This window comes from Edaphosphingomonas fennica (assembly GCF_003034225.1).
GTDB lineage: Bacteria > Pseudomonadota > Alphaproteobacteria > Sphingomonadales > Sphingomonadaceae > Sphingomonas_E > Sphingomonas_E fennica.
Genome location: NZ_PHHF01000001.1, coordinates 39,340 through 62,694, shown reverse-complemented (window position 1 = coordinate 62,694; position 23,355 = coordinate 39,340). Strand labels below are relative to the sequence as shown.

General features: G+C 68.4%; 17 protein-coding genes. 4 read left to right on the top strand and 13 right to left on the bottom strand.

Annotated elements, in window-relative coordinates:
- Positions 1 to 91: 91 nt before the first annotated feature.
- Together CV103_RS00230 and CV103_RS00225 are read left to right on the top strand one after the other, a co-directional pair.
- The gene (locus CV103_RS00230; protein WP_070931703.1) at positions 92 to 1,411 is read left to right on the top strand and encodes a UDP-glucose dehydrogenase family protein; all 1,320 of its coding nucleotides are present in this window, start codon (positions 92 to 94) and stop codon (positions 1,409 to 1,411) included.
- Positions 1,412 to 1,447: 36 nt separating this feature from the next.
- Positions 1,448 to 2,449, top strand: coding sequence for a fumarylacetoacetate hydrolase family protein (locus CV103_RS00225; protein ID WP_070931705.1), 1,002 nt, complete (start codon positions 1,448 to 1,450; stop codon positions 2,447 to 2,449).
- 38 nt (positions 2,450 to 2,487) lie between these two features.
- Here CV103_RS00225 and CV103_RS00220 read toward each other — a convergent pair whose 3' ends face one another.
- Positions 2,488 to 3,357, bottom strand: coding sequence for an LLM class F420-dependent oxidoreductase (locus CV103_RS00220; RefSeq protein WP_015458857.1), 870 nt, complete (start codon positions 3,355 to 3,357; stop codon positions 2,488 to 2,490).
- A 239-nt stretch (positions 3,358 to 3,596) separates the two neighbouring features.
- On the opposite strand from CV103_RS00220, the gene acnA reads away from it, so the two are divergent.
- A complete protein-coding gene (acnA, locus tag CV103_RS00215; protein WP_107393569.1) occupies positions 3,597 to 6,275 on the top strand; it encodes an aconitate hydratase AcnA in 2,679 nt (892 codons plus the stop codon).
- A gap of 211 nt (positions 6,276 to 6,486) precedes the next feature.
- Positions 6,487 to 7,677, top strand: a complete 1,191-nt coding sequence (locus tag CV103_RS00210; protein ID WP_245896584.1) for an NF038122 family metalloprotease — start codon at positions 6,487 to 6,489, stop codon at positions 7,675 to 7,677.
- A 192-nt stretch (positions 7,678 to 7,869) separates the two neighbouring features.
- Here the strand turns inward: CV103_RS00210 and CV103_RS00205 are convergent, their stop codons facing one another.
- The 12 genes from CV103_RS00205 to CV103_RS00150 all read right to left on the bottom strand — a co-directional run bounded on the left by CV103_RS00205 (position 7,870) and on the right by CV103_RS00150 (position 23,312).
- Positions 7,870 to 9,834, bottom strand: a complete 1,965-nt coding sequence (locus CV103_RS00205; RefSeq protein WP_107393568.1) for a pyrroloquinoline quinone-dependent dehydrogenase — start codon at positions 9,832 to 9,834, stop codon at positions 7,870 to 7,872.
- Between the two features lie 184 nt (positions 9,835 to 10,018).
- Entirely contained in the window at positions 10,019 to 11,689 is a 1,671-nt protein-coding gene (locus CV103_RS00200; RefSeq protein WP_107393567.1) for an ArnT family glycosyltransferase, read from the bottom strand.
- Positions 11,686 to 12,816: a CDP-glucose 4,6-dehydratase gene (gene rfbG / locus CV103_RS00195; RefSeq protein ID WP_107393566.1), complete on the bottom strand. Its 1,131-nt coding sequence runs from the start codon at positions 12,814 to 12,816 to the stop codon at positions 11,686 to 11,688. Before rfbG ends, CV103_RS00200 begins: the two co-directional genes overlap by 4 nt.
- Complete coding sequence (rfbF, locus tag CV103_RS00190) at positions 12,807 to 13,577, bottom strand: glucose-1-phosphate cytidylyltransferase (RefSeq protein WP_107393565.1); 771 nt, start codon at positions 13,575 to 13,577, stop codon at positions 12,807 to 12,809. Before rfbF ends, rfbG begins: the two co-directional genes overlap by 10 nt.
- Positions 13,565 to 14,050: a GtrA family protein gene (locus tag CV103_RS00185; protein WP_245896583.1), complete on the bottom strand. Its 486-nt coding sequence runs from the start codon at positions 14,048 to 14,050 to the stop codon at positions 13,565 to 13,567. Before CV103_RS00185 ends, rfbF begins: the two co-directional genes overlap by 13 nt.
- A gap of 5 nt (positions 14,051 to 14,055) precedes the next feature.
- Positions 14,056 to 15,876, bottom strand: a complete 1,821-nt coding sequence (locus tag CV103_RS00180) for a thiamine pyrophosphate-binding protein (protein ID WP_107393564.1) — start codon at positions 15,874 to 15,876, stop codon at positions 14,056 to 14,058.
- Positions 15,873 to 16,934, bottom strand: a complete 1,062-nt coding sequence (locus tag CV103_RS00175) for an NAD-dependent epimerase/dehydratase family protein (protein ID WP_107393618.1) — start codon at positions 16,932 to 16,934, stop codon at positions 15,873 to 15,875. Before CV103_RS00175 ends, CV103_RS00180 begins: the two co-directional genes overlap by 4 nt.
- Positions 16,931 to 18,274: a glycosyltransferase 87 family protein gene (locus CV103_RS00170; protein ID WP_107393563.1), complete on the bottom strand. Its 1,344-nt coding sequence runs from the start codon at positions 18,272 to 18,274 to the stop codon at positions 16,931 to 16,933. The genes CV103_RS00175 and CV103_RS00170 overlap by 4 nt, the downstream gene beginning before the upstream one ends.
- Positions 18,271 to 19,293 carry a glycosyltransferase family 2 protein gene (locus CV103_RS00165; protein WP_107393562.1) on the bottom strand — a complete coding sequence of 341 codons (1,023 nt, stop codon included), beginning with the start codon at positions 19,291 to 19,293 and terminating at the stop codon, positions 18,271 to 18,273. Before CV103_RS00165 ends, CV103_RS00170 begins: the two co-directional genes overlap by 4 nt.
- The gene (locus tag CV103_RS00160) at positions 19,290 to 20,426 is read right to left on the bottom strand and encodes a capsule biosynthesis protein (RefSeq protein ID WP_107393561.1); all 1,137 of its coding nucleotides are present in this window, start codon (positions 20,424 to 20,426) and stop codon (positions 19,290 to 19,292) included. Before CV103_RS00160 ends, CV103_RS00165 begins: the two co-directional genes overlap by 4 nt.
- Positions 20,423 to 22,417 carry a polysaccharide biosynthesis/export family protein gene (locus tag CV103_RS00155; protein WP_107393560.1) on the bottom strand — a complete coding sequence of 665 codons (1,995 nt, stop codon included), beginning with the start codon at positions 22,415 to 22,417 and terminating at the stop codon, positions 20,423 to 20,425. The genes CV103_RS00160 and CV103_RS00155 overlap by 4 nt, the downstream gene beginning before the upstream one ends.
- 52 nt (positions 22,418 to 22,469) lie before the next feature.
- Positions 22,470 to 23,312, bottom strand: a complete 843-nt coding sequence (locus tag CV103_RS00150; protein WP_107393559.1) for an inositol monophosphatase family protein — start codon at positions 23,310 to 23,312, stop codon at positions 22,470 to 22,472.
- Positions 23,313 to 23,355 lie beyond the last annotated feature (43 nt).

Genomic DNA, 23,355 nt, shown 5'->3' with positions numbered 1-23,355 from the left:
CCGGCCTCCGCTCATGGGGCTCCGGTTGCGGCGCGGCATGGTCGATGCTAGCCGATGGCCGGCAACCGCTTACAAGGGGAAATAGCCCACCATGCGTATCGCAATGATCGGCACCGGCTATGTCGGGCTGGTGTCCGGGGCCTGCTTTGCCGATTTCGGTCATGACGTCATCTGCGTCGACAAGGATGCCGGCAAGATCGCGGCGCTCGAGGCGGGCGGAATCCCGATCTACGAGCCTGGGCTCGATGCGCTGGTCGCCGGCAATGTCCGCGCGGGGCGGCTGTCCTTCACCACCGATCTCGCCTCCGCCGTCGCCGGGGCGGACGCGGTGTTCATCGCCGTCGGCACGCCCTCGCGCCGGGGCGACGGGCATGCCGATCTCTCCTACGTCTTCGCCGCCACGCGCGAGATCGCGGCCGCGATCACCGGGCCGACCGTGGTCGTCACCAAATCGACCGTGCCGGTCGGCACCGGCGACGAGGTGGAGCGCATCATCCGCGAGGTGGCGCCCGATGCGGAGGCCTATGTCGTCTCCAACCCGGAATTCCTGCGCGAAGGTGCGGCGATCGAGGATTTCAAGCGGCCGGATCGCATCGTCATCGGCCTGGAGGACGAGCCCGCCCGCGCGGTGATGCAGGAAATCTACCGCCCGCTTTATTTGAACCAGGCGCCGCTGCTGTTCGTCGGCCGGCGGACGTCCGAGCTGATCAAATATGCCGCCAACGCCTTCCTGGCGGTGAAGATCACCTTCATCAACGAGATCGCCGACCTTTGCGAGGTCGCCGGCGCCGACGTGCAGCAGGTGGCGCGCGGCATCGGGCTCGACAACCGCATCGGCGCCAAGTTCCTCCACGCCGGCCCCGGCTATGGCGGGTCCTGCTTCCCCAAGGATACGCTGGCGCTGCTCAAGACGGCGGACGATCATGAGACGCCGCTGCGCATCGTCGAGGCCACGGTGAAGGTGAACGACGCGCGCAAGCGGGCGATGGGCCGCAAGGTCATCAAGGCGATGGGCGGCGACGTGCGTGGCCGCACCGTCGGCGTGCTCGGCCTCACCTTCAAGCCCAATACCGACGACATGCGCGACGCGCCGTCCCTCTCGCTGATCCAGACGCTGGAGGATGCCGGCGCCAGGGTGCGCGCCTTCGATCCCGAAGGGCATGAGCAGGCAAGGCCGCTGCTGCCCAATGTCGATTTCGCCGAGGATCCCTATGCCGTGGCGGACGGCGCCGACGCGCTGGTGATCGTCACCGAATGGAACGCCTTCCGCGCGCTCGATCTCAAGCGGATCGCCGGCCTGCTGGCCGCGCCCGTGCTGGTCGACCTGCGCAATATCTATCCGCCGGAGGAGGCGCTGCGCGCCGGGCTGCGCTATACCGGCGTCGGCCGCGGCGATGCCGATGAAGCCTGAGGACGAACGCCGGAACATGAATCAGGGAGAGGCGGAATGAAGCTGGCATCGCTGAAGCAGGGGCGTGACGGGCGGCTGGTGGTCGTCAGCGGCGATCTCGCCTGGTGCGCGGATGCGACGCACATCGCGCCGACGCTGCAGGCCGCGCTGGACGATTGGGAGAATGTCGCGCCCGGGTTGGAACTGCTCGCGACCGATCTCGCCCATGAGGCGATCCCGATGATGCGCTTCCACGAACGGCTGGCGGCGGCCCCGCTGCCGCGCGCCTATCAGTGGGCGGACGGATCGGCCTATGTGAACCATGTCCAGCTCGTCCGGCAGGCGCGGGGCGCGGAGCTGCCCGAAAGCTTCTGGACCGATCCGCTGATGTATCAGGGCGGGTCCGACGGCTTCCTGGGGCCGCGCGATCCCATCCCGCTGGCGGACGAGGCCTGGGGCTGCGATCTCGAGGCGGAGATCGTGGTGGTGACGGGCGACGTCGCGCAGGGCAGCGATCGCGAGACCGCGCTGGGCGCGATCCGGCTGGTCGGCCTCGTCAACGACGTGTCGCTGCGCAACCTGATCCCGGCGGAGCTGGCCAAGGGCTTCGGCTTCGTCCAGTCGAAGCCGGCCTCCGCGCTGTCGCCGGTGCTGGTGACGCCGGACGAGCTGGGGGACGGATGGCGCGACGGCAAGCTCCATCGCCGGCTGGACGTCGACATCAACGGCGCGCCCTTCGGCCGCACCCAGGCGGGTGAGGACATGACCTTCGATTTCGGCACGCTGATCGCGCATCTCGCCAAGACGCGCAGCCTCTGCGCCGGCAGCATCATCGGTTCGGGCACCGTTTCCAACCGCGATGCCGATGGCGGCCCCGGCCGGCCGATCGCGGATGGCGGGCGCGGCTATAGCTGCATCGCCGAGGTGCGGATGGTGGAGACGATCCTCAACGGCGCGCCTTCGACGCCGTTCCTGAAGCGGGGCGATACGGTGCGGATCTGGGCCGAGGACGATCGCGGCCACAGCATCTTCGGCGCGATCGAGCAGACGGTGGGCTGAGCCCGACTCCAGGTCAGGCCCGCCCCCCGGCCGCGCGCTTATTCGAAGCGCGCGATCACGTCGTCGGCGTAGCGCTTCACGCTGTCGATCATCTGGCCGACATCCTGGGTTCCGGGATGATAGAGGTGCCAGGGCTGCATCAGGATATGGGTGATGCCCTGGTCCTCCAGCCGCTTGTAGCCGTCGACGTCGAACACGTCCGAGGGCGAGGCGAGCACGTCGAACGGCAGGTGATCGCGGCCATATTCGCGGCGCAGCTCGCGGATGCGGGCGATGCTTTCCAATATCTCGGCCGCCGGCTGCAGATCGGTCAGCCAGCCTTCGCCCACGCGCGCCGCGCGCTTCAGCGCGGCATCGGATATGCCGGCGATCCAGATCGGCACCGGGCCGGCGGGCTTCGGATTCATCTCGATCCGCGGGAAATCGTAATATTTGCCGTGATATTCGACATATTCGCCCGTCCACAGCAGCTTCATGATCTCGATCATCTCGTCCGCGCGCTTGCCGCGCGTGTGGAAATCCTGCCCCAGCAGGCCATATTCGTCCTTCGACCAGCCGACCCCGCAGGTCAGCACCACCCGGTTGTTGGAGATGGCCGACACGGTCGATACCGCCTTGGCGACCAGGAAGGGATTGCGCATCGGCAGCACGAAGGCGTTGGTGGTGAAGCGGATGCGCTTGGTGATCGCCGCATAGGCGCCCATCATCACCATCTGGTCCGGCCAGTCGGTGAATTCGGGCCAGCGCCGCGAGCCATCGGGTGTATAGGGATAAGGCACGGTCAGCGTTTCGGGATTCACGACATGATCCGACATGGTGATCATCGCCCAGCCGGCCTCGTCGGCGGCGACGGCGATATCGGGCAAGGCGGGCACCGGCGCGAAGGCGGCGGACAGGACGAACTTCATCGGCAAATCTCCCAAGGGGCTTTCTGTTTGCCGGCAGGTTTCCATCCGATCGGCCGGGAGGAAAGCCCCGCGCGGCATCCGTGGCCCGATCGGCCGCGATTGGCCCGTTCTGCGCACCGCTTCCTGCGCGGGCCTGCCGGTCCGCACCGGCCCTTTCGCCCGATTCAGGCTTTCCCCCCCCGGATGCGGCCTGCTAAGGGCGCCGGGACTCTCGCATCCGCAGCATAGGGAACAGCGCCATGACCGCCGTCGGACAGGACACGCTCAACACCCGCACGACTCTTCAGGTCGGCGGCAAGACCGTCCATTATTACTCCATCCCGAAGGCGGCCGAGAAGCTCGGCGACGTGTCCCGCCTGCCTTTCTCGATGAAGGTGCTGCTGGAGAATCTGCTGCGCTTCGAGGACGGCGTGACCGTGACCGCCGAGGATATCCAGGCGATCGCCGACTGGCAGAAGGATCGCACCTCCGAACGGGAGATCCAGTATCGCCCGGCCCGCGTGCTGATGCAGGATTTCACCGGCGTGCCCTGCGTGGTCGATCTGGCCGCGATGCGCGACGCGATGAACGCGCTGGGCGCCGACGCCACCAAGATCAACCCGCAGGTGCCCGTGCACCTCGTGATCGACCATTCGGTGATGGTCGACGAATTCGGCACGCCCAAGGCGTTCGAGGACAATGTCGAGCTGGAATATCAGCGCAACGGCGAGCGCTATGAATTCCTGAAATGGGGTTCCAAGGCGCTCGACAATTTCAAGGTGGTGCCGCCGGGCACCGGCATCTGTCACCAGGTGAACCTTGAGAATATCGCCCAGGCGGTGTGGACCTCGGCCGATGCGGACGGCGCCACCGTCGCTTATCCCGATACCTGCGTCGGCACCGACAGCCACACCACGATGATCAACGGCCTCGGCGTGCTCGGCTGGGGCGTGGGCGGCATCGAGGCGGAAGCCGCCATGCTCGGCCAGCCGGTGTCCATGCTGATCCCGGAAGTGGTCGGCTTCAAGCTCACCGGCGCGCTGTCCGAAGGCATCACCGCCACCGATCTCGTGCTCACCGTCACCCAGATGCTGCGCGCCAAGGGCGTGGTCGGCCGCTTCGTCGAATTTTACGGCCCCGGCGTCTCGGCCCTCAGCCTCGCCGACCGCGCGACCATCGCCAACATGGCGCCGGAATATGGCGCGACCTGCGGCTTCTTCCCGATCGACGGCAAGACGCTCGATTATATGCGCCTCACCGGCCGCGACGAGGAACAGATCGCGCTGACCGAGGCCTATGCCAAGGCGCAGGGCTTCTGGCTCGATCCCGCCGCCGCCGATCCCGTCTTCACCGACACGCTCGAGCTGGACATGGGCACGGTGGTGCCGTCGCTCGCCGGCCCGAAGCGCCCGCAGGACAAGGTGGTGCTGACCCAGGTGGACGAGGTGTTCAACAACGACCTCGAGACCGTCTACAAGAAGGCCGCCGCCAAGCGCGTTCCCGTCGAGGGCCGCGATCATGACATCGGCGACGGCGACGTGGTGATCGCCGCGATCACCAGCTGCACCAACACCTCCAACCCCAGCGTGCTGGTCGCCGCCGGCCTCGTCGCCAGGAAGGCGGTAGAGAAGGGCCTGAAGCCGAAGCCCTGGGTCAAGACCTCGCTCGCCCCCGGCAGCCAGGTCGTTACCGACTATCTCAAGAAGGCGGGGCTGCAGGAATCGCTCGACGCGATCGGCTTCAACCTCGTCGGCTATGGCTGCACCACCTGCATCGGCAATTCCGGCCCGCTGGCCACGCCGATCTCGGCCGCGATCAACGGCAACGATATCGTCGCCGCCTCGGTGCTGTCGGGCAACCGCAACTTCGAGGGCCGCGTCTCGCCGGACGTGCGGGCGAACTTCCTCGCCTCGCCGCCGCTCGTCGTCGCCTATGCGCTGAAGGGCACGGTCACGACCGATTTCGTGAACACCCCGATCGGCAAGGGCAAGGACGGCAACGACGTCTATCTGAAGGACATCTGGCCGACCAACGACGAGATCCGCGCGGTGATGGACGGCGCGATCGATCGCGACATGTTCCAGAGCCGCTACGCCCACGTCTTCCGCGGCGATCAGCGCTGGCAGGCGATCGACGTGACGGGTTCGGATACCTATAGCTGGCCGGCCGGCTCCACCTATGTCGCCAACCCGCCTTATTTCGAAGGCATGTCGATGACGCCGGCGCCGGTCACGGACATCCGCGATGCCCGCCCGCTCGCCATCTTCGCCGATTCGATCACCACCGATCACATCAGCCCGGCCGGTTCGATCAAGGCGGATTCGCCCGCCGGCCGCTACCTGCTCGAGCATCAGGTCTCGAAGGCGGACTTCAACAGCTACGGCGCGCGCCGCGGCAACCATGAAGTGATGATGCGCGGCACCTTCGCCAACATCCGCATCAAGAACGAGATGATCCCCGGCATCGAAGGCGGCATGACCAAGTATATCCCGTCCGGCGACGTGATGGCGATCTACGATGCGGCGATGAAGTATAAGGCGGACGGCACGCCGCTGGTCGTCGTCGCCGGCAAGGAATATGGCACCGGCTCCTCGCGCGACTGGGCGGCCAAGGGAACGACCCTGCTGGGCGTCCGCGCCGTCATCGCCGAAAGCTTCGAACGCATCCATCGTTCGAACCTCGTCGGCATGGGCGTGCTGCCGCTCCAGTTCGCCGACGGCGTCGATCGGAAGACGCTGAAGCTGGACGGCACCGAGACCTTCACGATCGAGAATGTCGCCGGCCTCCGCCCGCGCCAGGCGGTGACGGTGAAGCTCACCCGCGCCGACGGCACGACCGAGACGTTCGAGACGCGCTGCCGGATCGATACCGTCAACGAGCTCGATTATTTCCTGAACGGCGGCATCCTGCCCTACGTGCTGAGGAAGCTCGCCGCCTGATCCGGCGACGATCGGGAAAGAAGAACGGGGCCTGCGGCAGAGATGTCGCGGGCCTTTTTCTTTGTCCCGTATTGGGGCGACCCATAATCTCCCTTGACCTGAAACCGCTAACCACCCCTTATGGTTAACGCAGAGTGACCGACTCCGGCCCATAGGCGGGCATCATGGAACGGGCGGGAGCCGTGGTCCTTGGGAATCAGGGGAATCGACCATGACCATGCTTGCACATCGCTTTCGTAAAACCTTGCTGGGGACGGCCCTTGCCGCCGCCCTCGTGGCTGGCGCAGCACCCGCCAATGCCGTTAGCATCGTGTTCACCGACGACGGCACCGTCGCGGGCTCGGCCGCCGAGCGCGGCTTCAACATCGCCAAGAGCTTCTGGGAGCATGTGCTCACCAACGATGTGACGATAAACATCAACATCAGCTTCTCGTCCTTCGGCGATCCCGACATCATCGGCGGTGCGCAGAGCAATCTCTACGTCCTCGATATCCCGACCTATCAGGCCTATCTGGGCGCGACGGGCACGACCAATCTCGATGCGGTGAAGGTGCTGCCCACGCTCACCAACGGCGCGGTTTCGGTGGTCACCCCCGGTTATGTGGACGAGGCGAACAAGCTCGGCGTCGATACGACTAAGCGGGTCTTCGACAATGACGGCAGCGCCAACAACCAGGAAATCGGCATAAACTCGTCGGTCATCAAGGCGATCGGGCTTGGCGCCTTCATTCCGGACGAGCCCGACGGCGACATCACGTTCAGCTCCGATTTCGCGTTCGACTTCGACCCCACCGACGGCATCGATGCGAACAAGATCGATTTCGTTGCGGTGGCGATCCATGAAATCGGCCATATCCTGGGCTTTACGAGCGGCGTCGACGATTATGATTATGTCGGTGGACCGAATGGGCCGCTGGCAGGCGATCTCGCCGATTATCCGGTGAACGAGGTCTATTGGGGCTATGTGATGGATCTGTTCCGTTACGCCCAGAGCAACGACGGTGCCGAGCTGAACTGGGCGCCCGGCGACGACGCCTATTTCTCGATCGACGGTGGCCAGACGGCCTTCCTCGACGGCTATTTCTCGACCGGCGAATATAATGGCGACGGGCGGCAGGCCTCGCACTGGAAGGATGCCAGCGGCAACCTCCAGCTCGGCATCATGGACCCGACCGTGGCTTATGGGCAGATGGGCGTCGTTCGCGGGCTCGATCTCGCCGTGTTCGATGCGATCGGCTGGAACACCAATATCGATGTGCTGGCCAACCCGAACTGGTCCTACACCACCGCGCAGGCGGCGGTGCCGGAAGCGGCGACCTGGGCGCAGATGATCATCGGCTTCGGCTTCATCGGCGGCACGCTCCGCCGCTTCGGCGGCCGGCGGAAGGCCGCGATCGCCTGATCCGCCGCATCGGCGGAAGAATCAGCCCCGGTGAGGTGTCTCACCGGGGCTTTTTTTGGGGGGGCCGATCTGCCGGCAGTCAGTTCGGTCGCCGGCCGGGAAATCGTCCCGCGACAAGGCGGGCGGCTCGACCCAGCCGGGTGGTTCATCCGGTGCCATCGGAGGATAAGCCGCCCCGCCGGCCGCGCCGGATCATTTGGGTTCCAATGCGAAGGCGACCAGCGAGTCGCCGATCTTGGTGCCGAGATATTTGTGGCCGCCGGCCGCGATGGCGACATATTGGCGGCCGCCCTGCTTCAGCCGGTAGGTGACGGGCGTCGCCTGGCCGCCGGCGGGAAGCCGGCCCTTCCATAGCTCGCGCCCCGTGCGGATATCGAAGGCGCGCAGGAAATTGTCGGTCGCGGCGCCGATGAACACCACGCCCGATGCCGTCACCACCGCGCCGCCCATGTTCGGCACGCCCAGCTTCAGCCACATCGGCCATGGCGCGAGATCGCGGGTGGTGCCCAGCGGCACTTCCCACAATTTCCTGCGGGTCTTGAGGTCGATCGCCAGCAAAGTGCCCCAGGGCGGCCGCACGCAGGGTGCGCCCAGCGGCGACAGCATCGGCACCATCGTGTTGCCGTAAGGCGTGCCGAAGCTCGGCAGCAGGCGTTCGCCGCGCGCCAGCATGGCATCGGTTTCCTTGCGCGGCACCATCTTCACGATCGCCGGCACCTGCGTGGTGTTGACCACCAGCACCTGGTTGACCGGATCGATCGCCATCCCGCCCCAATTGTTCACGCCCATGAAGCTGGGGAAGAAGATCGTCCCCCGCGTGGAAGGCGGGGTGAACACGCCCTCCCAATTGGCGCTGCGGAACAGATCGCGGCACTTGCCCTTGTCCCAGAAGGTGAAGCCCCACATGTCGTCCTCGGTCATGTCCCGGCGCACGATCATCGCCGGGTCCTTGGGGAAGGGCTGGGTGGGCGACAGCTTCTCGCCGGGCAGCGCGCCGGCCTGCGGCACGGGGCGTTCCTCCACCGGGAACAGTGGCTTGCCGGTTTCGCGGTTGAGGATGAAGATATGGCCCTGCTTGGTCGCCTGGGCGAGCGCCGGGATCGATCGGCTGCCCTGCTTCAGATCGAACAGCAGCGGCTGGGCCGGCACGTCATAATCCCAGACGTCATGATGCACCGTCTGGAACCGCCAGCGCGGCTGGCCGGTGCGCGCGTCGAGCGCCACCACCGAGGAGGACCAGTAATCGCGGTTGCCGCGATCGATGCCGATATGGTCGGGGCCGGCATTGCCGGTCGGCACGAAGACGAGGTTGCGCGCCGGATCGGCGGTGAGCGGCGCCCAGCTGTTCGCCGTGGCGCGGACATAGGGTTCGCCCGGCGGGGCGTTGGCGGCGTCGGTGACGCCGGGCGGCAGCGGGTTCCACGCCCAGGCGAGCTTGCCGCTATGCACGTCGAAGGCGCGGATCACGCCGGCCGGCACGTCGACCCGCATATTATCGGGGATGCGCCCGCCCAGCACGATCTTGCCGTCCACCACCACCGGGGGCGAGGAGATCGCATAATCGCCCGGCTGCACCGGGCCGAGGCCCTGGGTGAGATCGAGCACGCCCTTGTCGCCGAAGCCGGCGCAGGGCTGGCCGGTTTCGGCATCCAGCGCCCGCAGCCGGCCGTCGATGCTGCCGACGAGGATGCGGCTGACGCATTCTGCGGGCGCGGGGCCGTTGGCGGGTGCGGGGGCAGGATCGCGATAATAAGTGACGCCCCGGCAGTTGATCAGATAGGCGTTGGTGGCATCCGCCTTGTAATTCTGCGCCCAGATTTCCCTGCCGGTCTCGGGATCGACGGCGGCGACCTTGCCCAGGCCCGAGCAGACGAACATCTTGCCGTCCGCCACGATCGGCGTCGCCTCGAACGTCGGCGATACGCCCTCGGGCACGTCCAACTTGCCGATATGGTAGGTCCAGGCGGGTTTCAGCCCGGCGACATTGGCGGTGGTGATCTGGGTGGCGGGCGAATAATGGGTGGCGTCCGCGTCGCCGCCGTAGAAGCGCCAGTCGGCGATCGGCCCGCTGGTGTCGATCGGCCCCGAATATCCGCCGCCGCACCCGGCCAGCAGCAGGACGCCGCCCCACATCGCCATTGTCCGCTTGTCGCCCATCCCGCTCTCCGATCGTTTTTTTCCGCACGGTTGTGCATTGGCGTTTCGCGGCCATGCAACAAGGAACGCAGCGGCGATCGGGCCGAATGTTCGCGTCCGGCCAAGCGGGGGCGATTTCCTCCCCGGCCGCCAGCCGGGGAGGATCGCGCCGGATACTGCCCGGATAAGCAGTGGATGGGAAGCGTCACCGCTTCGGCGCGTCCTCCTCCGGACCGGCCAAAGGCCCGAGCCGGACGATCCGCACCTCCGGCCCGCCGCTCCGCCCCGGAGCGGGGCGGAACATCGCCACCGTTGTGCCGCCGTCGAGGAAGCGCCGGTAGGTGGCCAGCTCCGCGCGGTAGCGATCGGGCTCGCGCTGGTAGCGATCGAGGTGGGAGATGATCGCATAATCGCCCCAGCAGGCGGCGATCCGGGCCGGATCGATCGTGCCGAGATCGAGGATCGAGCGGCCGTTGCGCCAGCGTTCGACATCCGCATAGCGGACCTGGCCGGCCAGCACCTTGTTGCCGTCGATGCAGCCGACATCGCCGCCGGGGAAGAGGAAGCTCCACCCATCGCCCAGCATGTCGAAGGCGAGATGTTCCAGCACGATGCGGTCGCTGCGCGGGATATGCGCGCGCGCCCAGCGGGCGGCCTGCGTGCGGGTGTCGTTGATCCGTTCCGCCGCCTCGGCGCGCGCCGCCGCCAGCATCGGCAGGGCCAGCGCCGCCGCCAGCAGCAGCTGCACGGCGACTGCGCCGCGCCGCCCCAGCCCCGGCGCAAGCCGATCCGCAACGGCGACGATCGCCACCGCCGCGAACAGGGAGAGGAAGGGCAGCAGCGGCAGGATCCAGCGCGCCCAGATCAGCGATTCCCCGCTGATCGCCAGCAGGAAGACGAGGAAGGCGGGGATGATGGTGGCGAGCGCCACCGGCCGCCGCGCCGCCACGCCGATGCCGATCGCGGCCAGCGCCAGCCCGGCGATGCCGATCGCCTCGCGCATCGGCCCCGCCACATACCAGCCGAGGTTGAAGAGCAACCCGCCGCCGGTGGCGCCCAGATGCTGGGGCCGCGCCTCGCGCCCCAGATTGGCCAGCACCGTCTGGTGATCGATCAGGATATAGGGCGAGACGATCAGCAGCGCCGCCAGCGAGGCCGCAAGGCCGATGGCGAGGCGCCCCGCCGCCTGCCGCGCATTCGCCGGATCGGATCGCATGCGCAGCAGCGCCGCGCCGACGAGGCAGGCGATGATCGTCGCGGCCGGCCATTTGGTCGCCGTGCCCAGCCCCACCCAGAGGCCCGCCCACAGATAATCGCCGAGCCGCCCGTGCCGGGCGACCCCGATCGAGGCGAGCACGCAGGCCAGCATGAACAAGGTCGCCTGGATATCGGTGCGGATCACCTGCGACCATTGGACATGCAGCGGATCGACCGCCAGCAGCAGCGCCGCCAGCAGGCCGGCGCGATCGCCGAACAGCCGCCGGCCGATCAGGAAGGTGAGCCAGACGCAGCCCACCCCGCACAGCGCGATGAACAGCCGGCCCGGCAGCACCACGATCGAGGGATCGGTGTAGATGGCGGTCGCGAAGGCATGGGTATCGGCCAGCCGCCCGGTCAGGCTGCCGGCCGCGAACACCAGCATATCGATGATCGCCAGCGCATAGATGGTGGTGGTGCCGGGATGGCCGAACCAGCCGGGGTTGAGCGTCTGATCGCGGAGCAGCTTGAGCGCGCTCACCACGAACAGCGGCTCGTCCGGATCGTAGAGCGCGGGCAGGCCGAAGCCCAGGCCGTTGAGCCTGAGCGCCAGCGCCAGCAGCAGGATCAGGAAAAGGAGGATGCCGGCCGGGGAAAAGCGGGCGCGCCCGATCCTCATGCCGCCATGGTTCCGGCGGCCTGCGCGCCTGCCGCGGAACCATGGCCCGCCCGCCTGCGATATTCGGCGATCTGCGCCAGCGTCACGGCGCGGGGATCATGCCCGTCGTCGACCGCGCGATGCCATTCGACGATCCAGTCGATCGCATCCTCCAGCGCCAGCGCCGGCCGCCAGCCGAGCGCCGCGCGCGCCTTGGAGCAATCGAGCCGCAGCAGCCCCGCCTCGTGCGGGCGGGCGCCGGAAAAGGGCATGGCGGCGGACGCGCCGTCGCCCCAGGCGGCCTTCATCCGATCGACGATCCAGGATACCGGCCGGGCATCGTCATCGGCCGGGCCGAAATTCCAGGCGTCGGCAAAGCGCGCCTCGCCCGCCAGCAGCCGTTCGGCGATCATCAGATATCCGCCCAGCGCCTCCAGCACATGCTGCCAGGGCCGGACCGCTTCGGGCGACCGGATCACCGGCGCCGCCCCCTGCCGGAAGGCGCGGACCAGATCGGGGACCAGCCGGTCCTCCGCCCAGTCCCCGCCGCCGATCACGTTGCCGGCGCGCACCGATGCCACCGCCGGCCCGCCTTCGGAGAAGAAGGAATTGCGATAAGCCGAAACCACCAGCTCCGCGCAGCCCTTGCTGCTGCTGTAAGGGTCGTGCCCGCCCATCGGGTCGCTCTCGCGATAGGGCCACACCCATTCGCGATTCTCATAGCATTTGTCGCTGGTGACGCAGACGATCCCCGCCACCCCTTCGGCCTGCCGCGCCGCTTCCAGCACATGCACCGTGCCCATCACGTTGGTGGCATATGTTTCCACCGGCTCGCGATAGGACAGGCGGACCAGCGGCTGCGCGGCGAGGTGGAAGATCATCTCCGGCCGCGCCTCCGCCACCACCCGGCGCACCGCCGCCGGATCGCGCACGTCGCCTTCCACATGGCGGATCAGCCCGGCCAGCCGGGCGGCTTCGAACAGGCTGGGATCGGTGGGCGCGGGCAGGGCGAAGCCCGTCACCTCCGCGCCCAGCGCGTGCAGCCACAAGGCCAGCCAGCTCCCCTTGAAGCCGCTATGCCCCGTCACCAGCACGCGCCGGCCGGCCCAGGGATTGCCGGCGCCCGGATTTCCCTCGCTCACCAGCATTTCCACGGCGCCTCGCCGCTCTGCCACAGCGATTCCAGATATTGCTTGTCGCGCAGCGTATCCATCGGCTGCCAGAAGCCGTCATGGCGATAGGCGACAAGCTCGCCCGCATTGGCCAGCCGTTCCAGCGGCTCGGCCTCCCAGGTCGTATCCGGTCCGTTGATCAGGTCCAGCACCGAAGGATCGGCGACGAAGAAGCCGCCGTTGATCTGCCCGCCGTCGCCGGCCGGCTTCTCGCGGAAGCTGGTGACGCGATCGCCCTCGAACTCCAGCGCGCCGAACCGGCCCGGCGGGGCGACCGAGGTGATCGTCGCCCGCCGGCCATGGGCGCGGTGGAAGCGCACCAGATCGGCCACGTCGATGCTGGCGACGCCGTCGCCATAGGTGAAGCAGAAGGGCTCGCCCGGTTCGAGATAGGGCTTGATCGCCTTCAGCCGCCCGCCCGTCATCGCCGTGGCGCCGGTTTCGACCAGCGTGATCCGCCACGGCTCGCTGCGCGCCTGGTGGATTTCCAGGTCGTTGCGGTTGAGGTCGATCGTCACGTCCGCCGTGTGGAGGAAGTAGTTGGCGAAGAATTCCTTGATCAGATAGCCCTTGTAGCCGAGGCAGATCACGAAATCGTTGAGGCCCGCGGCCGAATAGATCTTCATGATGTGCCACAGGATCGGCATGCCGCCGATCTCCACCATCGGCTTCGGGCGCACGGCGGTTTCCTCGCCCAGGCGGCTGCCCAGGCCGCCCGCCAGTATCACGGTTCGCATCGTATCTCCTGCGACCTTGGTTGTTCGGGATTGTCGGCCGGCCGGAAGGTGATCCGGCTGTGCCAGAAATAGGATCCGGCGATCACCGCCAGGGTGAAGCCGGTCTGCGCCGCCGCCGGGCGGATGCCGGCCAGCTCGACCAGCAGCGGCAGCATCGCCCAGTTGGCCGCATAGCTGATGGCGTAGAAGGAGGCGAAGGCCGCAAACTCGCGCACGATGCCCGGTCCGCGCGTGCGGAACACGCCGAACTTGTGGGTGGCGAAGGCGAACAGCAGGCAGGTGATCTGCGCCAGCCCGAGCGCCGCGAGATAATGCACGCGGAACCACGGGCTCGCCCACAGCAGCAGGGGGTAGAAAGCCAGCCCCAGCAGCGTGTTGACCGCGCCCGCCACCAGGAAGCGCAGCGGCCGGCCGCCGCGCCTGCCGATGGCCGCGATCCTGGATGCCGCCCGCGACGGCGATCGATCGGTCACGGCGCTCACGCTTCCTCGATCAGGTCGATCAGCATATTCTCCCGCAGCACCTCGCGCGGGAGGAAGGGGGAAAGATCCTCGAGCGCGGGCGAGGTGATCCGCCCGTCGGGATGCTGTTTCGCGCCCAGCTTGGGGGCGAAGGACACATGCTCGTCCAGCATGATCTCGCACAGCACCGGGCCGTCCGCCGCCAGCGCGTCCGCGATCGTCGCGGCCAGATCGTCATGGCTCGCCGCGCGGAAATAGGCGAAGCCGAAGGCGTGGGCGACCTTGCCGAAATCGGGGAAGGTGACGTTGCTCTTGGGTCCGCCGCCCACCTCGACGCCGTTGAAGAAGTTGCGGTGCGTCTGGAAGATCGAAACATAGCCGCTGTTGTTGAGCAGGAAGACCTTCACCGGCAGGCCGTAACCCGCGATCGTCTGCATCTCCTGCAGGTTCATCATGATGCTGCCGTCGCCTGCCAGGCAGATCACCCGCTGCCGGCTGCCGGTGGCGGCGCACACGCCGATCGCGGCCGGCAGGTCATATCCCATCGTCGCGCAGCCGGAATTGGTCCACAGCCGCTGGCCGCGCTTCAGCGCCGCCACCTGGAAGCTGACGACGCAGGCGCTGCCATTGCCGGTGACGACGATGTCGTCCTCGTCCAGCGCCGCGAACAGCTCGTCCATCGCGACATAGGGATGGACCAGCGCGTTATCGCGATATTCGGGCAGCACGGTGGGGAAGCGTGGCCCCCGATCGCGCGCCCAGCCCAGCCACAGGCGGTGCGCGTCCGTCGGCCCGGCATAAGGCGCGGCCAGCATCGCCGGGATCAGATCGGCAAGGTCCGCCACCACCGGCATGTCGGGCGTCACCGTCGGCTTGCGCAGCTCGACCGGATCGATATCCACCCACACCTTGTAGGCGGCGCGCGCGAAGGTCTTCCAATTGTAGCTCACCTGCCGGATGTTCAGCCGGCTGCCCAGCACCAGCAGGAAATCCGCGCTCTGCGTCACCATGTTGCCGGCGCGGTCGCCCACGGTGCCGGGCCGCCCGGCATAAAGCGGGTGATCGTTCCACAGCACGTCATGCGCGTTCCAGCCCGTCACCACCGGCACGCCCAGCTTCTCGATCAGGCGGATGAAATCGCCGTGCGCGCCGCTCAGCCGCACGCCGCCGCCGGCGAACACCACCGGCCGCTCGGCCGCCTGCAATCTTTCGAGGATCGCGGCCGCCGCCGCGTCGAGATCGGTCCGCTTCCACGGCTCGTCCAGTTCGGCGGGGTCGAATCCGGGCAGCAGATCGTCCGGGTCGATCCGCGCCGCCTGCACGTCCAGCGGGATATCCAGCCAGCACGGCCCCGGCCGGCCGCTGGTGGCGAGGTAGATCGCCTTTTCCAGATGGTAGCGGATCGACCGGGGATCGGTGACCATCGTCGCATATTTGGTGATCGGGCGGACGATTTCCTCGATGTCCAGCTCCTGATCGCCATATTGGCGCAGCGGCAGGCCGGTGGAACGCACCGTCGTCTCGGTCTTCACCTGGCCGGAAATCACCAGCATGCCGACCGAATCGACGAAGGCGCCATAGACGCCGGTGATGGCGTTGGTGCCGCCCGGCCCCGACGTCACGTTCACCACCGCCAGCCGGTTGGTGAGGCGGTAATAGGCCTCCGCCGCCATCGCCAGCGCCTGCTCATGATGGGTGAAGGTGCATTGCAGGCCGGCATGGGTGCCCAGCGAATGGTTGAGGTGCATCGCCCCGCCGCCGGTGAGCATGAAGACATGCCCGATGCCGTGGCGGACAAGCTCGCCGGCCACCCAGTCCGATAATTTCATGGTCGTCATTGCTGCCATCCGTTCCAGATCGCCGTGCGGCGGATCGCTTCATCGAGGTCGACGGTCGCGCGGAGGCCGAGGTCGCGGGCGATGCGCGCGGTCGAGGGCACGTAGCGGCCGGGATTCCAGCCGGGATCGGGCTGGCCGAGCATATCGACCCCGGCCCCGCCAAGGATGCGGTGGACGCGGTGCGCCAGCTCGGCGATCGACACCGCTTCCTCCGATCCGACATTGTAGGTGGCGCCGCTTTCGCCGCGGATCAGCATGGTCCACAGCCAGATGGCGAGATCGGCGGCGTAGAGATAGGATCGCACCGCCGTGCCCGCGCCCTCCACCACCACGGTTTCGCCGCGCAGGGCATCGCGGATGAAGTTGCCCGCCGCGAAATGGATATCGAGCGAGAGCAGCGGCCCCAGCAGCGCGAAGATCCGGGCATTGACCATGTCGAGGTCGAACTGGCGGGCATGGATGGCGCAGAGCATCTCCGCCGCGCGCTTGCCCTCGCCATAGGCCGACATCGGATCGAGGCAGTCGGGGCCGCCGCGCCAGCCTTCCTCGACATGGGTCATGTCCCACGGCTGCGCGCCATAGACCGCGCCGGAACTCAGCATCAGGAAGCGTTCGACCGCACGGTCCCGCGCCATGTCCAGCGCGCGGCGGGTGCCTTCGACGATGGTGTCGAACATGCGGCGCGGATCGCGCCTGTTCAGCGCGGCGCTCGCATCGGTCGCGGCATGGACGATATGGGTGAAGCCCCCGTCCGGCACCGCGAAATCGCAGACATCGCCGGCCATCAGGCGGAAGCCGGGATGGCCGGCGATGTGCGGCACGCGCGCGGCGAAGCCTGCCGGGTCGCGGCTCAGCAGCACCACCTCCACGCCCAGCCCCAGCCGCAGATCGGCATCGCGCAGCGCTTCCAGCATCCAGCGGCCGATGAAGCCGGTGCCCCCGGTCATGAAGATGCGCTTGCCGGCCAGGCGCGGCCAGATCGGCGCCAGCGCCGCGAACATGGCGTCGAGATCGTCGGCGAAGCGCCAGCCGCCACGGGATCGGGCCAAAGCGGTCATCGCGCCACCGCCGGCCGGGCAGGCCATGTCCGGGGCCCGATCGCGATCATCGGGCGATGGCCGCGATGCGCGCGGGCGATCAGCCACAGGCTGTCCGCCGCCAGCGCCCACAGGATCAGCAGGATCAGCCCCGGTCGCGCGAACTGGCCGACCGAAAGGCCGAACAGGCCCGTCACCGGCCGGCCGCCCAGCCAGCTTTTCGATGCGATCTCGGGGAAGGGCGAAAGGATCCAATCGGCCGATATCGAAAGCAGATAGGCGGCGACGATCGCCACGATCGGCCCCGGCCGCCGCCAGGGTTCGAGGAAGACGAGGAAGATCAGGAAGGCCTGGGTGTAACCGCCCGGCGACTGGCTGACGAGCGACATGGCCATCAGCAGCGCTGCGATCCGCTGCGTCGAAAGCGCGCGCGGCTGGAGCCACGCGCCCGCGAGGCAGAGCAGCCCCGCCACCTGGCTCGCGCGGATCAGGATCGGCACGGCCCACAGGATCGTCTCCACCGTGCGCGAGGAGATATGGTCCAGGATCGGGATCGGCGTGGTGCGGATCGGCAGCAGCGTCACATAGCTGGTCGAATAATAGATTTGTTCCCACACCTGCCCGCCCACGAAGGTGACGACCCAGTTGCGCATATTGTCGACGATCTCGATCGGGCTGCCCGCGCCGACGAAGGCATAGGTCAGGAGATAGACCAGCAGCGTCGCGATCCCGGCCAGCTCCAGCGAACGCCAGCGCCGCTTGAAGGCCAGCGCCAGCACCGGCAGCAGCAGATAGGGCTTGAAGTTGATCGTCAGCGCCGCCGCCAGCCCGCGCCATGCCTTCGACCGCACGATATCGCCATGGGCGATGACGAAGCAGGCCATGCAGGGCAGGATCAGGTTGCCGCGTTCCAGCGCGAACAGCATCGGCAGGCCGATCGCGAAGGCGATGATCCGCATCGGCGCGGTCGCCCGGTCGGCGCGGCGGAAGGCGATCCAGGCGAGCGCGACGCCCAGCGCGTAGGATGCGAGGATCGCGGCCTTGCCGAACCAGTCGCAGTCGCGCGCCTGGAAGGGCGAATCCAGATAGCAGCCGGGCAGGCTGAACAGCTTCAGGAACAGGAAGGACAAGGGCGGATAGACCGTCCGCCACACATCATAGGCGCCCGGATTGTTCGCCCAATATGCGGTGTTGAACCAGTCCATGAAGGTGTCGTTGGTGTCGATGATGAAGGGCTGCGGCAGATAGCCGTTCCGGTGGAACGACCAGAGGAGCCAGCCGAAGCTCGCCGCCACGGCCAGCATCAGCGCCCGTTCGGCGAAGAGGCCCGCCGCGCGGCCGGCCCGCCGCCCGCCGCTCATGCCTCCTCCGTCCCGAACTGGCGGCGATCCACCGGCGCGCGCCGCCCGGCGGGAAAGTTCAGCCGCGCTTCCTCGATCACCAGCGGCACGTTGCGCGTGCGCTCCGATATCATCCGCACCTGCTCGCCGATCAGCCCCAGGAACAGCAGCAGCACGGCGAACATGCCCGCCTGCGCGGCGAGGAACAGCAGCGCCCAGCCCCGCCCGTCCGCCAGATGCGCCGCCAGCGCGCCGCCGAGCAGCAGCGCCGTCGCGAGGCCCGCATAGATCGATCCCTTGATCGGCCAGCGCAGCAGCGACTTGGACGATCCGGCGATGCCGGAAATCGCGAAGTCGGCGAGGGTGCGCAAATTGTTCTTGGTCTCGCCCGCCGCGCGCTCGGGCCGGTCGAAGGGGACGATGGCGATACGGAAGCCGCCTTCCACCACCATGCCGCGAAAGAAGGGCTCGGGCTCGTTCCAGGTCGCCAGCGCATCCACCACGTCGCGGCTGAACAGGCCGAAGCCGGTGGCGCCGGGGATCACTGGATAATCGGCGAAACGGCCGAGAAAGCCGTAGCCCGCCGCCCGGATGAAGCGGGTGAGCGGGGAAGCGCGTTCGGACCGGCGCTGGCCCAGCACCACCTCGGCCCCGCCGCGCCACAGGCGCATGAACTCGCCGATCATGGCCGGCGGGTCCTGGAAATCGGCGCACATGCCGATCACCGCACGGCCGGTCGCCTGGTAGATCGCATGGGTGGGCGATCGCATCTGGCCGTAATTGCGGTTGTTGAAGATCGCCCGCGTGGCGCCGTCCTCGGCGCAGATCTGCCGCAGCAGCGCGCGGGTATGATCGGTCGACTTGTTGTCGATGAAGATGATCTCGTGCGATCGCGCATGGCGTTCGGCCTCGGCCTTCACCGCCGCGTGGATCGCGCGGACATTCTCCTCCTCGTTGAAGCAGGGAATGACGATCGAAAGCTCGGGCACGGCCTCGTTTTCCGGGCCGGGCCAGAGCGGCGCCCCCACCGCCGCCGTCATGGCGTCACATCCCCGCCGGCGGGCGTCCCGCGGAACAGCGCGATCCCCGTCGCCGGCGCATAGACCTCGGTGAACAGGGCCAGCAGCAGCAGCGCCGCCAGCAGCGCCACCGCCGGGATATTATAATGCCGCCCGGCATCGAGATGCGGCCGTTCGAGGAGCTGGACGTCGGCGGCGCTTTCCGCCGTCAGCTCGTCCACCGCCACCTGTTCCGACAGGCGGGAATAGGCCTCGTAGAGCGCCTGGGCGAAGCGATAGTCGCGATAGAGGTTCAGATATTCGGCCGAAACCTCGGCCAGCCCGGCGACGTTCGGCCCGCCGGCCCCTTCGGCCGGCTGCGCGCTGCGCGCGATCTGGGCGCGGAGCGCCGCGATTTCGGACTGGAGCGCCTTGAGCTGCACATTCTCCGCGCCCGCGAAGCGCTGCACCGTCTGGAGCTGCACCAGCTTCGCCTGCAGCCGCGCCTCCAGGTCCGCGCGCAGCATGAGGGCGGAGCCGAACTGCGCCTCGGGCTCGGCCAGCCGGTTGCGGCGGCGGAATTCGTTGAGCGCGGCCTCGGCCCTGGAAAGCCGGCGCACCGCCTGGCCGAAGCGTTCGTCCACCACCTTGCGCTTGGCGACGATCCGTTCGCGGCCGAGCGTGCCGATGCGGTCGCTGATCGCGGAGACATAAGCGAAGGTCAGCGCCTTCGCCTCGGCGGCGTCATGCGTGCGCGTCTCGACCTCGATCACTCCGCCCGGCAGCGAATGGACGTCCACCTTGCGGGCGAGCGCGATCCGCGCCTTGTCCACCGTCGCATAGCGTCCCGACGGGCCGACCAGCCTGAGCCGGTCGATCACGTCGACCATCACATTCTCGCTGCGGCCGACGACGAGATAAACGTCGATCGGGGTGCGCGCACCGCCCAGCAGATTGGCGAAGCCGGACATCTGCCCGCCCAGCGCGTTCAGCATCGCGCTGACGCCGGAGCCGCCATTGTCCTGCGGCAGGATCTTGGCGCGCGCGACATGCGGCTGGGGCCACAGGCAGAGAAGGGCGAGCAGCAGCGCCGCCACCGCATAGACGCGGCGGCGCATCCGGCCGTCATGCACCGCCCGGACGACCGCCGCCCGCCCCTGATCGATCGCGCTCATTCGGCGAGCACCTTCACCGTTGCCGCAGCGGCGACGCCGCCGAACAGCGTGCTGGTGATATCGCGCAGCCGCGCCCAGAATTCGCCGCGCCCCGCGGCAACCGGCACGTAGATCAGATCGCCCGGCAGCGCCCGCGCATTGGCAAGCCCGCCCTGGAACAGGCCGCGCCCGGAGGCGAGGACGGAGCCGTTGGCGCGCACCACGAAGATGGCGGACTTGTCGCCCATCTTGCTGACGCCGCCGGCATTCTTCAGATAATCGCCGATCGTGCGGTTGGGCGCATATTTGAACGAGGCGGAGCTTGGCACCGCGCCGAACACGCCCACCGTCACCGGCTGCGGCGGCACGTAGATGGTGTCGTTATTCTCCAGCACCAGCTCGCCCGGCAGCGACCGCGCGTCCGGCCCGATATCGAGCACCAGCCGCCCGTCCGGCTCGCGCGAGCGGAACTGGGCGACGACCGACTGCACCGCCTGCAGATAGGCCGGCTGCAACTGCTCGGCCCGGTTCGCCGAGATGAGGGGCTGGGTGGTGAGCTGCAGCTCCAGATCCTTGAGCGCGCGGTTGAAGCTTTGTCGCTGCTGCTGGCGCACGCTTTCGCGGGTGACGATGGTGGCATAAGGGAAGGCCTTGCCCGTCATTCCGCCGGCGCGGCCGATCACGTCCTCCAGGCTGACGCCGGGCTGGAAATAATAGCGGCCGGGCCGGGCGACCTCGCCGCTCACCGTCACCAGCACCGGCTGCTGGTCGAGCGGGCGGGCGATGCCGACGCCGGAGAGCACGCGCACGATCTCGCCGCGCCTGGCGATGCGCGCCTGCGCCTGGGCGGGGGTCAATTCCTCCCAGCCGCCGGTTTCGGGCGCCAGCGGATTGAGCACCATCAGCCGGCCATTGTCCGCGACCGTATTGGCCCCGCCCGAATAGAGCAGCACGTCGGCGAGCGAATCCTTCGGACCCGCCTCGAAGATCGCCTCATGGTTGACGCTGCCGACCACGGCCACCTGCGCCCCTACCGGCGCGATATAGATGACGTCGCCATTCTGGAGCACGGCGTCGCCGCTCTTGTCGCCCCTCAGCAGCAGATCATAGAGGTCGAAATCGGAAACCAGCCGGCCGCCGCGACGAAGCTGGATGGAACGGAAGCTGCCACCGGCAGACGGGCCGCCCGCCGCCAGCACCGCGTTCACCAGCGTCGAAAGGCTGCTGACCGTGTAGGAGCCGGGCGTCGCCGCGAAGCCGGTGACATAAACGGTGATGCCGTGCAGCCGGCCGATCGCCACGCTGATCTGGAAATCGCGGTAGAAGCGGGAAAGCTGGCGCGACAGCAGCGCCTGCACGTCGCCATAGCGCACGCCGGCCAGGTCCACCGCGCCGGCGCGCGGCAGGAACACGCGGCCTTCGGGATCGACGACCAGGCGCAATTCATCCGCCTGCACCGATCCGGCGAGGCCGATCACCAGCTCGTCGCCGGGGTTCAGGCGGTAATCGGGTGGCACCGTGGTGGTGGGCGGCGCGGTGAAATCGCGCGCGGCGGGCACCAGCAGATCGGCGCCGAAGCGGCGGAGCGGCTTGTCCACCACCGAGGAGACGTAGCGTTCGAACTCGCTGATCGCCGGCCGCCCCGCCGCCGCCAGCGAACGATCGCGGAGCGCCTCCGCCGATGCTTCGTCCCGCGCGGCCTTGCCGGCCGATCCGTTGCCGTCGGCATCGCCCGCCGGGCGCCTGCCCTCGATCTGCACGGGCTGGAAGGCCGCCGCGCCGTCGTCCGCGCCGATCCCCACCTGCGATGCCGCCGCCGCCGCGCTCACGCCGCGCGCGCCGGAGGCAGCGGCCGGGCCGCCGAAAGGCGATGAGGCAGCCCCCGCATCGGCGGCGGCGGGCGGCAGGAACTGCGCCTGGGCGATCGCCGGCAGGCACAGCATCAGCGCCGCCGAGCAGCGCAGCGCACGGCGCGCGATGCCGGCGCGCCGGCCGGAAAACGGAAGCGTCATCTCGGGTGTCACAGGTCCATCGATCTCTTGCGGGAGGGGCGGGCCATCACGATCAGGCGACGGCAAGGGCGGGCACGGCTTCCAGCTCCGCCTCGTCGAACAGCGCGGCGCGCGCATCCTCCCACAAAGCGGGCGATGCGGTCGCCAGCAGCCCCGCCTTGCCGTCGTCGATGCGATAGTCGCCGCCGTCCCAGCGGGCGACGCGGCCGCCCGCCTCCATGAGCAGTAGCGCCCCGGCGGCGTGATCCCACGGCAAGGTCCGCTGGAACATCGCCACGTCGTTCTGCATCAGGCAGAGCCGGGGATAATGTTCGGCGGCGCAGCGCGGGATCGGCACGCGATCGAACATCCCGTCCGCCCGCCGGTGGAAATCATCGCGCAGGTCGGGCGTCATGAACTGGGTCGCCAGCGCGGCGATCGGGCGGCGGCGGCGTGCCGGCCAGGTGCGAAGCGGGCGGCCGCCGATGAAGGCGCCGCCGCCCCGGATCGCATGGCACATCCGGTCCGCCACCGGATCGTAGAGCCAGCCGGCCTCGACCACGCCGTCCACGGCCAGCGCGATGATCATGCCGAAGGGCTGGCGCCCGGCGGCGAAATTGGCGGTGCCGTCCAGCGGGTCGACCAGCCACACCGCGCCCCGGCCGAGATCGCGGAGCAGCGCGGGATCGGCGGCGCAGGCTTCCTCGCCCACGATCCGCACCCCGCCGTCCAGCGCGGCAAGCCCGGCGGCAAGCCGCTCCTCCGCCTCGCGATCGGCGACGGTCACGATCTCGCCCGGCGATTTCTCGGCGATCTCGCCGGATGCGAGATTGCGGAATCGCGGCAGGATCACGGCTCCGGCGACGGAGCGCATCAGGCCCGAAACGGCGGAATCCAGCTGTCGATAGTCACGCATGGATTGCGATCCCCTTGTCGCGGAACGTGCCGCGCGGATGGTG